This window comes from Nocardia sp. NBC_01327 (assembly GCF_035958815.1).
GTDB lineage: Bacteria > Actinomycetota > Actinomycetes > Mycobacteriales > Mycobacteriaceae > Nocardia.
In genome coordinates this window covers 4,982,493-4,995,463 of record NZ_CP108383.1, presented here as the reverse complement: position 1 = coordinate 4,995,463, position 12,971 = coordinate 4,982,493, and the positions used below count along the sequence as shown (strand labels likewise).

Here is a 12,971-nt window from a genome sequence, read left to right as displayed (position 1 = left end):
GAAACGTGCTGTTCTGCACCGGGCCTGCCAGTGCGATGGCTTCTCATTTGCCCGGCGCATTCGAGCCAGTGCGATCCATGTCACAAACCCCTTGAACCCGCTGGTGGCCGCCGATCGCCGCGCGGGCGCGGGCGGCACCGCGAGTTTGCTCGAACAGACCCCCGGGTATGTCGAATCTTCGTGCGGGCACCGCAGTCGTGCCGCGCACCACCGATCTCGCGACCAGGGAAGAGAGCCGCTCATGAGCACCCGCGACCCGAAATCCGCACAGCAGACCCGTGCGGTGGCCGCAGCGGCCATGGGCAATGCCACCGAATGGTTCGACTACGGCGTCTACGCCGCGGCCGCCACCTACATCACCGCCGCCTTCTTTCCCGGGCACCTCGGCGCCCTGGGCACCATGCTCGGTTTCGCGGTGTCGTTCCTGCTGCGCCCGCTCGGCGGCATGGTGTGGGGCCCGCTGGGTGACCGGGTGGGCCGAAAAGCGGTGCTGGCCACCACGATTCTGCTCATGGCCGGTGCGACCGGCGCCCTGGGCATCCTGCCCACCCATGCCACCGCGGGAGTGCTCGCGCCCATTCTGCTGATCACCCTGCGGGTGGTGCAGGGCTTCTCCACCGGCGGTGAATACGGCGGCGCGGCAACCTATCTCGCCGAGACCTGCTCCGATCGCCGCCGCGGTTTCCTGGGCAGCTTCCTGGAATTCGGCACCCTGGGCGGTTTCGTCGGCGGTTCGGCGGTGGTGCTGGCCTGCCAGCTGGCACTGGGCTCGGACGCCATGCACGCGTGGGGCTGGCGCATTCCGTTCCTGCTGGCGGTGCCGCTGGGGCTGATCGGCTGGTATCTGCGCTCACGGCTGGAGGAATCGCCGGTCTTCACCGAGGTGCAGGCCCAGAAGCAGCCGCCGACCGGATTGCGGGTGCTGTTCACCGATTACCGGCGTGAGCTGCTGACCCTGGCCGGGCTGGTGGTGGCGCTCAATATCGCGAACTACACCCTGCTGACCTATCAGCCGACCTATCTGCAGCACACCCTGGGCATGGGCGAATCCACCACCACCGCCATGATGCTGGTCGGCCAGGTGATCATGATGGCGGCGCTGCCGTGGTTCGGCCGCCTGTCCGACCGGGTCGGGCGCCGGCCGATGTGGCTGTATTCGCTGATCGGCCTGGCGGTGCTGGCGGTCCCGATGTACTGGCTGATGGGCCGTGGAACCGTCTGGGCCGTCCTCGGTTTCGTGGTATTGGGGCTGCTGTATCTGCCGCAGCTGGCGACCATCACGGCCACCTTCCCCGCCATCTTTCCCACCCAGGTCCGCTATGCGGGCTTCGCGCTGGGCTACAACGTGTCCACGGCCGTCTTCGGCGGCACCGCACCGCTGGTGAACGAGGCGGTCATCGACGGCACCGGCTGGACCCTGTTCCCGGCGCTGTACATGGTCTTCGGCTGCGGTATCGGCCTGATCGCCTGGTTCTTCCTGCGCGAGACCGCGGGCGCCTCGCTGCGCGGCACCGAAGTGCCCGATTCCGGAGAGATACCCGTGCTCGCGAAGGCCGGCGCGGCCCCGGATGCGCGCGGTGCGGCCGTCGGCGCGTGAGGGGCGGAAGTCCGGCACATAAGGGCCCGATTCACCTGTCGGGGAACGGATTTCCTTCACGCCCGGTGGTGTCGCTGCTGCGGGCAGGGTGTGCCGTCAGGACGGGCTGTTCTGCGGGCGGCCGAAAAAGCGCACCATGCACGAGGGCACGCGCACGTGCTGGGCGGCGGGCGGATAGGCGGCGCGGTACATCGTCGGTGACCGGCCGAAGGTGCGGGTGAAGGTGGTGGTGAACGAGCCGACGCTCTGCCAGCCGACGCGGAAGCAGATATCGGCGACGGAATGATCGGTATAGCGCAGCAGTGCGGCGGCGCGTTCCATCCGCCGCGTGAGCAGATAGCTGTGAGGTGACTCGCCGAAGGCGCGACGGAATTCGCGACTGAAATGCGCGCGCGACAATCCGGCCGCCGCCGCCATATCGACCACCCCCAGGGGTTCGCCGTAGCGCGCGTCGGCCAGATCTTTCGCCCGCAGCAGATGGCGTGCGATCGGTACCGAAACCACGTTCCCGAGTATGCCGCCCTGCGGTGACAGCGGTGCGACGGGCGCCACACCGGGTTGCCTCATGCACCGACCAGGGTGTTTACTCGCTACCGCAAGGTGCCGTCGTTAGCTGAGGCTCCTCTGCGGATACAGGCCGGCGACCCCGAACGTCGAGAGACGCCCCGGGTCAGGACAGGTCTCCCCGGATTAAGGGGTGATCCCGACCGGCTCCCGCCCCTGGTGCGGGTTACGCCGTGGAGTGCCAAAGGTCTTACGAGGGGTGGTCACCGTTCGGCGATTCGCGCCGGAAACCACTCCCCTGGCGCGCTCGCAGACGCAGCTGGAGGTGAGTGTCATGCCCGATGGACCGGACAAAGTTCCGTTAGCCAATCGTTCACCAGGCGACACTCCCTTTCTCCGCTGCGCGGTGCTTTCTCCCCTGTAGCGTGCGTTCACGAGTGCGCCGACCTCTTAGTGGAGGGCGTCATGACCACGTGGGAAATGCTACTTCGGCTCGGCGCGGGTGTCGGGTTCGGTGCGGTGATCGGCTTCGAGCGGCAGTACCGGGCACGCATGGCCGGATTGCGCACGAATGCTCTGGTCTCCGCCGGAGCCACCCTGTTCGTGCTGCTGTCGGCACACGGTTTCAGCGGCAGCGACGCTGACCCGACTCGCGTTGCGGCACAGATCGTTTCCGGTATCGGCTTCCTCGGCGCGGGTGTCATCATGCGCGACGGGTTCAATATCCGCGGCCTCAATACCGCTGCCACCCTGTGGTGCGCGGCCGCGGTCGGCGCCCTCACCGGCGCCGGTATGTACACCACCGCCGCGGCGGGCACGGTCGCGGTCGTGGTGGTCAATACCGCGCTGCGCACCGCCGCCCGCGCGGTGGATCGGCCGGTCGATCGCGATCAGGACGCGCTGTACGCGTTCACCGCCGTCACCGATGACGCGCACGAGGCGGCGGTGCGCTCGCTGCTGGTGCAGTCCTTGACGCGCACGGACTTCCGGCTGGTGTCCATCTCCAGTCACAACACCGTGCCCGGGCGGGTGGAGGTGCGCGCGGAGTTGACCGGGGATCGCCGCGACGACCGGCAGATGGAGTCCGCGGTGAGCCGGCTGAGCCTGGAGCCGTCGGTCACCAGTGTCGGCTGGCGCACGGTGCCACAACCGGAGGTCGAGGCATGAGCACCACCTATCCCACCCGCGGTGTGCTCGATCGCCCGCGTTCGCGCTGGGCCGATATCGCGGTCTTCGCCGCCGCGGCGATCCTGATCTGGCTGGTGGTGCGGGTCTCGCAGGGCATGAACGTGCCCTTCGACGATTCCGCGGCACCGTCGAGCATTTCCACCGATCCCGCCGAACTGCCCTACTACGCGGCGCGCTCGCTGCTGCGCATGTTCCTGGCGCTGGGGCTGTCGATCGTGTTCACCTTCGTCTTCGCCACCGCCGCGGCCCGGTTGCCGCGCGCGGAGAAGGTCATGCTCCCGGCGCTGGACATTCTGCAGTCGGTGCCGATCCTGGGTTTCCTGTCGGTGACGGTGACCGGGTTCATCGCCCTGTTCCCGGGCTCCACACTGGGTTTGGAGGCGGCGTCGATCTTCGCGATCTTCACCTCGCAGGCCTGGAATATGGCCTTCGCGTTCCACCACAGCCTCATCTCGCAGCCGCGGGAACTCGATGAGGCGGCCCGCAATCTGAGATTGTCGCGCTGGCAGCGGTTTTGGCGGCTGGATGTGCCCAGCGGCATGTTCCCGCTGGTGTGGAACGCGATGATGAGTTTCGGCGGCGGCTGGTTCTTCCTGACCGCGGCCGAGGCGATCAGCGTCAACAATCGCGAGTACGCGCTGCCGGGCATCGGCTCCTATGTGGCCAGTGCGGCCGCGCAGAGCAATACCGGCAAGGTGCTGCTGGCGATCGTGGCCATGATCGTCATGGTAGTGGGCTTGAATGTGCTGTTCTGGCGGCCGATCACGGTGTGGGTGGAGCGTTTTCGCTTCGAGGACAGCAAATCCGCGCAGGCCCCGCGCAGCCTGGTGCTGAATCTGTTGCGCCGCAGCCACATCATGGTGCTGCTGGGTCGGGTCTTCGGGCCGCTGGTGTATCCGATCGACCGGATGATGCGGGTGTTCGGCCTGGCCGAGCATCAACTGTATGTGCCCGAAAAGCGCCGCCGCGCCAATGATCTGGTGTTCACGGTCATCGTCTCGGTCGCGCTGGCGGCGGGCTGTTTCCTCATGCTGCGCTATATCCGGTCCACGGTCGGTTTCGAGGAACTGGCCCATGCCGCGGGCCTGGGCGCGATCACGCTGCTGCGGGTGATCGTGGTGCTGCTCTTCGCCACCGTCATCTGGGTGCCGGTCGGGGTGTGGATCGGGTTGAACCCCAAGGTCTCCCGTATCGCGCAGCCGATCGTGCAGGTGCTGGCCAGCTTCCCCGCCAACTTCTTGTTCCCGCTCGTGGGCGCGGTGCTGCTGGCGACCAGTGCGAGCCTGCAGTGGGCGGGCATCGTTCTGATGGCCCTGGGCGCGCAGTGGTACATCCTGTTCAATGTGATCGCCGGCGCCTCGGCGGTGCCCAATGATCTGCGCGAGGCCGCGACCAGTCTGCGCTTGCCGCGCACCCTGTGGTGGCGGCGGCTGATCCTGCCCGCCATCTTCCCCAGCTTCGTCACCGGCGCCATCACCGCGGCCGGCGGGGCGTGGAATGCCGCCATCGTCGCCGAGGTCGTGAAATTCGGTGACACCACGCTCACGGCAACAGGTCTGGGTTCCTATATCGCCGACGCCACCAGCGTCGGTGACGGCCCGCGCATTCTGGTGGGCGTGCTCATCATGAGCGCCTATGTGGTCGGCCTCAATCGACTCTTCTGGCGGCGGCTCTACACCCTGGCGCAACGCCGCTACTCGTTCTAAGGAGACTTCTCATGACGACCGCAACCACCGGCGAAGTCCTCATCGATATCGACGATGTCGGCATGTCGTTCGACGGCGCGTCCGGCGAGCGCCTCAATGTGCTCGAACACGTGAATCTGCAAGTGCGCGACGGGGAGATCGTGGCGCTGCTGGGCCGCTCGGGCTCGGGCAAGTCCACGCTGCTGCGCGCGGTGGCCGGACTGCTGGCCCCCACCAGCGGGCAGGTCCGCTACCGGGGCACACCGCTGACCGGTTCCAATCCCGGTGCGGCCCTGGTGTTCCAGTCCTTCGCGCTGATGCCGTGGCTGACCGTGCAGGACAATGTGGAGCTGGGATTGGCCGCGCGCGGTGTGCCGCCGGCGCAGCGCCGTCAGCGTGCGCTCGAGGCGATCGACCGCATCGGCCTGGATGGTTTCGAAACCGCCTATCCCAAGGAGCTTTCCGGCGGTATGCGCCAGCGGGTGGGCTTCGCGCGCGCCCTGGTGCTGGAGCCGGATCTGCTGCTGATGGATGAGCCGTTCTCGGCCCTGGATGTGCTGACGGCGGAGAATCTGCGCACCGAACTGGTGAATCTGTGGTCCACCAAGGACTTTCCGACCCGCGCGATCTGCATCGTCACCCACAATATCGAGGAGGCGGTGCAGCTGGCCGACCGTGTGGTGGTGCTGGGCGCCAATCCCGGGCACATCATCGCCGAGGTGGTGGTGGATCAGCCGCGCCCGCGCAATCGCCGCGCGCCCGGTTTCCTGGCCCTGGTCGATCAGATCTACGGGCTGCTCACCGGTCGCGATACCGAAATCGCCGCCGCCACACCCGATACCGGCACCCCGTTCGCCATCCCGCTGCCCGATGCCTCGGTCGGTGGCATCGCAGGCCTGCTGGAGCTGGTCTACGCCAAGGACGGGCGCGCCGATCTGCCGGTGATCGCCGACGAATTGAACTTCGAACTCGACGATCTGCTGCCCCTGGTGGATGCGGCCGCCCTGCTGGGATTCCTGATCGCCGATTCCGGTGATGTGATCCTGACCAATGTGGGCGCGAACTTCACCACCGCCGATATCCAGACCAGCAAGAACCTCTTCGCCACCCAGGCGCGCCGGCGCGCGCCCCTGGTGCGCACCATCTGCAGTGCGCTGATCGGCAGCGCCGACGGCAGTGCCCGCGCCGATTTCTTCCAGGACCTGCTGCGGCGCGGCTTCTCCGACGAGGACGCGCGCCGGCAACTGGAATTGGCCATCGAATGGGGCCGCTACGGCGAGTTGTACGACTACGACACCGATTCCGGCCGCATCACCGCGGACCCGGCGGGCATGTCGGCCACCGCATAGGAGCCCTTTCCCAGGCGTCACCGGTGTCTACAGCCGAAGTCTCAGCGGGTGCGGGGGGTGTCCCTATGTTCTTTGTCAAGCGGCAGCCCGGTAGGGCTGCTTGCTGTGGAGCATCGCGTAGAGGACGTCGCAGCGGCGTCGGGCCAGGCAGATGAGGGCGGCGTTGTGTTTCTTGCCTTCGGCGCGTTTGCGGTCGTAATAGGCGCGGCTGGCCGGGTCGTGCAGGGCTGCGAAGGCCGAGAGGAACAAGGCGCGTTTGAGTTTGTGGTTGCCTGATCGGGCGGGGTGTTCGCCGCGGATCGAGCTGCCGGATCGGTGGGTGATCGGTGCGATGCCGGCGTAGGAGGCGAGATGGCCGGCCGATGCGAATGCCGTGCCGTCGCCGACCTCGAGCAGGATGCGGGCGCCGGTCCTGACTCCGACGCCGGGCATCGAGGTCAGGACCTTGGCAAGAGGGTGGTCATCGAGCATCCTCTCGATGTCTTCGGCGATTGTTCGCCGTTGCAGCAGAACAGCTTTCAAGGAGTCTGCCAGCTTGGGCAGGACGATCTCGGCGGCGTTCGTGCCTGGAACGGTGACCGACTGCTGCGGCAGCGCGGTGAGGATTTCCTCGACCAGCCGGGCGCCCATGCGCGGTGCGTGCTTGGTGGCGATGGTCGTCAGTTTGCGGCGTCCGGCTGCCGCGATCCCGACGGGTCCGCCACAGCGGGAAAGGATTTCGAGCACCGCCGGGTGCGCTGTGCGAGGTCCCAGGACACGTTCGAGGGCCGGGTGGATGCTGGTGAGCAGTCCACGGATGCGGTTGATGGTGCGGGTGGCTTCGCCGGCCAGGTCGTCGTCGAAACCGACCAGAACACCGAGCTCGGTGAGGGTTTCGTCGCCCGTGTCCACCTGGCGCAAGGCGTGGGGCATGGTTCGGGCGGCGTCGGCGATGATGAACGCGTCGCGGGCGTCGGTTTTGGCTTGGCCGGGATAGAGGTCCGCGATGCGGCGCATCGCCAGTCCCGGCAGGTAGGCCACGTCGTGTCCGGCGGCGCGAGCGACGGTGACCGGCAACGCGCCGATGGTGTTGGGTTGGTCGACCACGATCAGCAGTGGACCGTGGGCGGACAGGCGCTCGAACACCGCTCTGAGCCGGGCCTCGTCGTTGGGTAATGCTTTGTCGTGTAATCGTTTTCCATCGCCGGTGCGGAGCCCGACCGCGTGATGTTCGCCTTTTCCCACGTCGATGCCGCAGATCACGGCATACGCCTGTGTCATCTCGGTACCTCTGTCGCCTCAGCGTGGACGGCCGCCGATCCGGCGTCGATGCCCGGCACCCACGTTACGAGGAGACCTACCAGCGGCCCTGTCCCTATCAGCGGTCCATCGACGCCACCAGAACCCGGCGACACCACCCCCCGGATCATGCGAGCGACAGGGGCAAGAAGTCATACCGGGCCTGGCGACCGTAGCCCTCGTTCAAGGACTACTAAAAAGGTAACGGGCGAACGGCCGTGGACCATCACCGGGCCGCGGTCCGCGCCCGCCACCTGCCCGAGCCCGCGTGCCGGACCATCGCCGTGCTCGCCGAGGTCCCGCCCGGACATCGGCGATCACGGCCGAAGTCGGTGCCGCAGTTCGGCACCCAGTTCGGCGGCGCTGTCGCGCAGCGCCTCGGCGAAGGGGTGATCGGCGGCGGGTCCGGTGCGGCGGTGGACCAGGACAGTGGGGCGCACGGCGGCGGGATCGTCGATGCGGACGAGGGAAACCGTGGGCGGCAGCGCGGGGACGGCCAGACCGGGCACCACGGTGATGCCCAGTCCGGCGGCCACCAGGCCCAATTTGGCGACCCAGTCGCGGGCGACGTGCGCGATATGCGGTTCCCAGGCCGGGTCGGCCCATGCGCCCAGCAGGGTGGTGCGCGGGTCCGCGCTGCCGATGATCCAGCGCTCCCCGCGCAGCGCCGAGGGCGGCACGGCGGCGGACGCGGCCAGGCGATGCGCCGGGTGCACGGCGATGTAGAGCGAATCCTGCAGCAGCGGTGCCGATTCCAGGCCCTCGGGCAGCTCGTCGCTACCGGACAGCACGGCCAGATCGATGCGGTTGCGCGTCAGGGCCGACAGCAGTGCCGGAGTCGTGCCCTCCCGCAATCGCACCTGCAGTCCCGGATAGCGCGCGGTCGCCGCGACTATCGCGCGCGGCACCAGGGCGGCGGTGGCGGTGGAGAACGCCCCGACCCGTATTCGGCTGGGCGGCAGCGGAGTACGCAGTTCTTCGCGCGCGGCATCGAGCGCCTCGAGGACGGCGTCGGCGTGCCGCAGCACGATCCGGCAGGCGTCGGTGGGCCGCACGCCCCGCGACCCCCGCTCGAACAGCGCCTGCCCGGCCGCCTGTTCCATCAGCGTGATCTGCCGTGATACCGCCGACTGCGTATAACCCAGCCGCTCGGCCGCACGGGTGAACGATCCCCCGCGCGCTGCCTCCCGGACCACGCGCAACCCGGTCACCGTGAACTCTGCCATGCGTGAATGTGATACCAGATATGCGTGATTCTCGCTGGTCGCATGGCTGCGTCGACCGTAATTTCGGGGTGTGAGCGCAATCGAGAACAAGCAATTCATCCACGGAATCTTCGAGCAGCTGGCGCAGGGCAATACCCGCGCGCTCGGGGACGCGCTGGCCGAGGACTGCCGCTGGACGTTTCCGGGCGCCTGGTCCTGGGCGGGCACCTGGCAGCCCAGGTCCGAGGTGCTGAGCGGGCTGCTGCGCCCGATCATGGCCCAATTCGACGGCGGCTACCGCTTCGAGACCGACTTCCTGCTCGCCGACGGCGACCGGGTGGTGGTGCAGGCCCGCGGTTACGGCGTCACCGCGCACGGCCCGTACCACCAGACCTACTGCTTCGTCTTCCGGCTCGCGGGCGGCCGGATCACCGAGGTCATCGAGCACTGCGACACCGCACTGGTGGAACGGGTCCTGCAGCCGGTCACTCCGGCACGCTAGCGAGCTACGGGGAGACCGGTCGATCAGACACACATCGCCCCCGCTCGGATCGTGCCGAGCGGGGGCGATGAGATGAAAACTTCAGTGCGCGACAACCACCGGGGCGTCGGTGAGCTCCGGATTCTTCGGTTTGACCCGCGGCAGGAAGAACGCCGGGATCAGCGTGAGCAGTAGCAGCACCAGCGCGACCACGAAGGTGTGGCCGAAAGCCTGTGCGGCATCGGAGAATCCGCGATCGAGATCAGCGGGGGGAATCTTTCCGGCCAGTTCCGGGCTGTAGCGCGAGCCGATGGCCGCACCCGCCAGGGGCCGGTGATTGAGCAGGGTGGTCAGCACCACGGAAATCGTTGCGGTGCCGATGGATCCGGCCGTCTGGTTGACGATGTTCATCAGCGTCGAACCGCGGGCGACCTGACCGTGGGTCAGGGTCTGAATGGCGGCGGTCATGGTCGGCATCATGGTGCAGCCCATGCCCAGACCCATGACGAACAGTGCCGCGCACAGCGCCGCGTACGGGGTATCGGATTTGACCTGGGTCAGGAAGGCCATGCCCAGCACCATGATGGTGATACCGGTGAGCACGATCTTGCCCGGGCCCATCTTGTCCACCAGGCGTCCGGCGATCGGCATGGTCAGCATGGCGCCCAAACCCTGTGGGGCGATGAGCAGACCGGCCGCGAGGGTCGATTCCCCGCGCACCTGCTGCAGATAGCTCGGCAGCAGCAGACCCGAGCCGAAGAACGCCATGGCGAACAACGTCATGGTCAGCACGGCGTAGCGCAGCGATTTGTTCTGGAACAGGTGCAGATCGATGAGCGGATGTTCGGTGCGCAGGGCGTGGAAGACGAACGCCACCAGCAGAATCGCGCCGATGATCGCCGGGATGAGGACCTTCGCCGCCAGGACGGTGCCCTCCCCCGGAATCGAGGACACGCCGAACAGGAACAGCGCGAGGCCGGGTGAGGCCAGCACCATGCCGAGGAAGTCGAAACTCTCCGACGGTTCGGGCCGGTCGGCGTCGAAGACGATCCACGCCAGGGCCAGCGCGATGATGCCGATGGGCACATTGATCAGGAAGATCCAGTGCCAGCTGAAGCTGTCGATCAGCCAGCCGCCCAGGATCGGGCCGGCGATGGGGCCCAGCAACATCGGCACGCCGAGTACCGCCATGACGCGGCCGATGCGCTGCGGGCCGGCCGCGTGGGTCATGATCGTCATGCCCAGCGGCATGAGCATGCCGCCGCCCAGGCCCTGGATCACACGGAATCCGATGAGCGAGCTGATATTCCATGCGAAGCTGCACAGGATGGAGCCGAGCACGAAGAAGATCAGGGCCGCCATGTAGAGGCGTTTGGTGCCGAATCGGTCTGCCGCCCACCCGGTGAGTGGAATGACGGTGGCCAGCGCGAGGGTGTAGCCGGTCATCGACCAGGCCGCGACGGCGTAGGTGGTGCTGAAGTCGTGCTGGAAGGTGGGGATTGCCACGGTCACCACGGTCACGTCGAGGATCGACATGATGGCGCCCAGCACGACGACGCCGGCAATCTTGAAGACGCGGGCGTCCAATTTATCGTTGGCCGAATCTGTGGCCTGTGTATCCGGAGGGGTGGTCACCGCTTCAGCCTGCCAGCTCGACCGCCGGGGAACCAGAACAATTTCACATCGACACGCGCAGGCATATTTTCGGCACCTTTCACGAGTGCGGGAGCGGCGAGCCGTTCCAAATGATACCGAGTAGTCGCAAAGCTTCAGTTATCAATTCGGTCGCAAAATCCGACCGCACGGTCCGCCCACTGGCCGCTGCGACAACTACGCTGGTCTTTCACCGTGAATACAAGGAGTTGCCCGCGATGTCCGACCCGGTACTGGGACTGACCGGTACGCTGACGACGCCGATCCGGGGCGAGCACATGCTCGGAGAGGTGCTGGTCGCAATCCGAGGGGGGACCGAGCTGTACATCGCACGAGCCGACCAGGTGATCGACACCGGAGCCAGCGTGCTGGTGGTGGCCGTGCATCCGGGGCGAATCGTGGATGTGGTGCCGTGGATTCCACTCCCGGACGACCATCGTGGGGATATCTGAGACATCGAGGGAGACAACAGTGCTGGGTTACCACGTACCCGATCCGGACGAGGCCATGCTCGTCAGTGGCGGCGGGCCCAAGGAGAATGCGCCGTTTCGTGTGGTGATCGGACACGGCACCTGGGTGCTGCCGCTATTCCGCAAGGTCAGCTTCCTGTCGCTGGCCATGTTCGAATCGGAGATACAGGAACGCTGCGTCACCACCCAGGCCATCCAGCTCGACGTGCGGGCGGTCATCGCGTTCAAGGTCGCCAATGACACGCAGTCGATAGTCAATGCGGCACAACGGTTCCTGTCCGAGCAGGAGCGGGAGATGTCGGTGCTCACCGGGCGCATCTTCTCCGGCCACCTGCGCTCGATCGTCGGTTCGATGACGGTGGAGGAGATCATCCGCGAACGGCAGAAGCTCGCCGATCAGGTGCTGCTGGCCTCCAAGGTGGAGATGGGCAATATCGGGCTGTCGGTGGACTCGTTCCAGATCCAGTCCATCGACGACGGCAATCTCGGCTACATCACCGCACTCGCCGCGCCGCACAATGCCGCGATCCAGCGTGATGCGCAGATCGCCCAGGCCGCCGCCGCGCAGGCCGCCGCCGAGGCCGAGCAGGAATCGCTGCGCCGCCAAGCCGAATACGCCCGCGAGACCTCCATCCTGCGGGCGCAGTATCAGCAGGACATCGACAAGGCCAATGCCGAAGCGGCACAGTCGGGTCCGCTCGCGCAGGCCGTCGCCCTGCAGGGCGTACTGACCGCGCAGGCCGAGCAGGCGCGCAAGCAGTCCGAGCTGCGCGAGCAGCAGCTGCAGGCCGAAGTGGTCAAACCCGCTCTGGCAGAAGCGGAACGGGTGCGCATCCTGGCGGTGGCCGAGGCCGATCGCACGCGCATCCAGGCCGAGGCGGCCTCCTCCAACAATCGCATCGCGCTCGATCAGCTGCTCATCGAACAGCTTCCGGAGATCGTGAAGGCGGCCTCGGCGGGGCTGGCCAATGCCAACCTGACGGTGCTCAATGGTCCCGAAGGCGTGGGCGAGCTCGTCAACGGCATGGTGGGTCAGGGCCTCACTGTTTTCAATTCGTTACAAAAGGCACTTTCTTCCAATAATGATCGTGCTGCGGACTAGGCTTGCCGCAAGAGGGACGCGGCGACGAGGAGCAGGTGTTTAGGTGTCCATCGGGAAATTGGTGTCGTTCGACAGCTCTCGGGGGTTCGGTTTCATCCGTCCGGAAGACGGTGGGCCGGACGTGTTCGTTCATGTGAACGACATCGGGTTGGATGAAGACGAATTGCGGCAGGGGCGGGTGTTCGAATTCGACGTGACCGAGGGTGATCGGGGGCCCAAGGCCATCAATCTCGCACTGGTCGCCGGTGCGCCGCCGCCGGTGCGCGCCCACAAGGTCAAAGATCGTGCCGGTGGCGCCGGGCAGCTCAGTGCCGCCGAACATCGCCGGCTCATCACCGAGCTGCTGCTGGATGCCAGCCCCGCGCTCACGGCCGGGGAAATACTGACCATCCGCGACAGGCTGACGGCATTCGCCGATCAGCACGGCTGGCTCGAAAGCTGAGCAGTACCGCGAAACAG

Annotated in this window: 12 protein-coding genes and 1 riboswitch; of the genes, 8 read left to right on the top strand and 4 right to left on the bottom strand. The window is 67.0% G+C overall.

Annotated elements, in window-relative coordinates; translation table 11 throughout:
* Window positions 1-241 precede the first annotated feature (241 nt).
* Window positions 242-1,597, top strand: coding sequence for an MFS transporter (locus OG326_RS22600; RefSeq protein ID WP_327139096.1), 1,356 nt, complete (start codon window positions 242-244; stop codon window positions 1,595-1,597).
* Between the two features lie 96 nt (window positions 1,598-1,693).
* Here the strand turns inward: OG326_RS22600 and OG326_RS22595 are convergent, their stop codons facing one another.
* Complete coding sequence (locus tag OG326_RS22595) at window positions 1,694-2,101, bottom strand: AraC family transcriptional regulator (RefSeq protein WP_327139095.1); 408 nt, start codon at window positions 2,099-2,101, stop codon at window positions 1,694-1,696.
* A gap of 94 nt (window positions 2,102-2,195) precedes the next feature.
* Window positions 2,196-2,369: riboswitch (M-box (ykoK) riboswitch) on the top strand.
* A gap of 197 nt (window positions 2,370-2,566) precedes the next feature.
* Here OG326_RS22595 and OG326_RS22590 point away from each other — a divergent pair.
* The 3 genes from OG326_RS22590 to OG326_RS22580 are packed head-to-tail and all read left to right on the top strand — an operon-like array spanning window position 2,567 to window position 6,323.
* Window positions 2,567-3,268, top strand: coding sequence for an MgtC/SapB family protein (locus OG326_RS22590; RefSeq protein ID WP_297625519.1), 702 nt, complete (start codon window positions 2,567-2,569; stop codon window positions 3,266-3,268).
* Window positions 3,265-4,995 (top strand): ABC transporter permease, encoded by a 1,731-nt coding sequence (locus OG326_RS22585; protein ID WP_327139094.1) that lies wholly within the window; start codon window positions 3,265-3,267, stop codon window positions 4,993-4,995. Before OG326_RS22590 ends, OG326_RS22585 begins: the two co-directional genes overlap by 4 nt.
* Before the next feature lie 11 nt (window positions 4,996-5,006).
* Window positions 5,007-6,323 (top strand): ABC transporter ATP-binding protein, encoded by a 1,317-nt coding sequence (locus OG326_RS22580; protein ID WP_327139093.1) that lies wholly within the window; start codon window positions 5,007-5,009, stop codon window positions 6,321-6,323.
* Window positions 6,324-6,398: 75 nt separating this feature from the next.
* Here the strand turns inward: OG326_RS22580 and OG326_RS22575 are convergent, their stop codons facing one another.
* Together OG326_RS22575 and OG326_RS22570 are read right to left on the bottom strand one after the other, a co-directional pair.
* The gene (locus OG326_RS22575) at window positions 6,399-7,583 is read right to left on the bottom strand and encodes an IS110 family transposase (protein WP_327139092.1); all 1,185 of its coding nucleotides are present in this window, start codon (window positions 7,581-7,583) and stop codon (window positions 6,399-6,401) included.
* Window positions 7,584-7,918: 335 nt separating this feature from the next.
* Window positions 7,919-8,827 carry a LysR family transcriptional regulator gene (locus OG326_RS22570; RefSeq protein WP_327139091.1) on the bottom strand — a complete coding sequence of 303 codons (909 nt, stop codon included), beginning with the start codon at window positions 8,825-8,827 and terminating at the stop codon, window positions 7,919-7,921.
* A 70-nt stretch (window positions 8,828-8,897) separates the two neighbouring features.
* Here OG326_RS22570 and OG326_RS22565 point away from each other — a divergent pair, with 70 nt between their 5' ends.
* On the top strand, window positions 8,898-9,308 hold the full coding sequence (locus tag OG326_RS22565) for a nuclear transport factor 2 family protein (protein ID WP_327139090.1): 411 nt from the start codon (window positions 8,898-8,900) through the stop codon (window positions 9,306-9,308).
* 81 nt (window positions 9,309-9,389) lie between these two features.
* Here the strand turns inward: OG326_RS22565 and OG326_RS22560 are convergent, their stop codons facing one another.
* Entirely contained in the window at window positions 9,390-10,922 is a 1,533-nt protein-coding gene (locus OG326_RS22560; RefSeq protein WP_327139089.1) for a DHA2 family efflux MFS transporter permease subunit, read from the bottom strand.
* A 236-nt stretch (window positions 10,923-11,158) separates the two neighbouring features.
* On the opposite strand from OG326_RS22560, the gene OG326_RS22555 reads away from it, so the two are divergent.
* Genes OG326_RS22555 through OG326_RS22545 form a run of 3 tightly spaced genes read left to right on the top strand, consistent with a single transcriptional unit; the run spans window position 11,159 to window position 12,954 of the window.
* Entirely contained in the window at window positions 11,159-11,392 is a 234-nt protein-coding gene (locus OG326_RS22555; RefSeq protein WP_327139088.1) for a hypothetical protein, read from the top strand.
* Window positions 11,393-11,411: 19 nt separating this feature from the next.
* Window positions 11,412-12,512 carry an SPFH domain-containing protein gene (locus OG326_RS22550; protein ID WP_327139087.1) on the top strand — a complete coding sequence of 367 codons (1,101 nt, stop codon included), beginning with the start codon at window positions 11,412-11,414 and terminating at the stop codon, window positions 12,510-12,512.
* Window positions 12,513-12,555: 43 nt separating this feature from the next.
* A complete protein-coding gene (locus tag OG326_RS22545; RefSeq protein ID WP_327139086.1) occupies window positions 12,556-12,954 on the top strand; it encodes a cold shock domain-containing protein in 399 nt (132 codons plus the stop codon).
* Window positions 12,955-12,971: the final 17 nt, after the last annotated feature.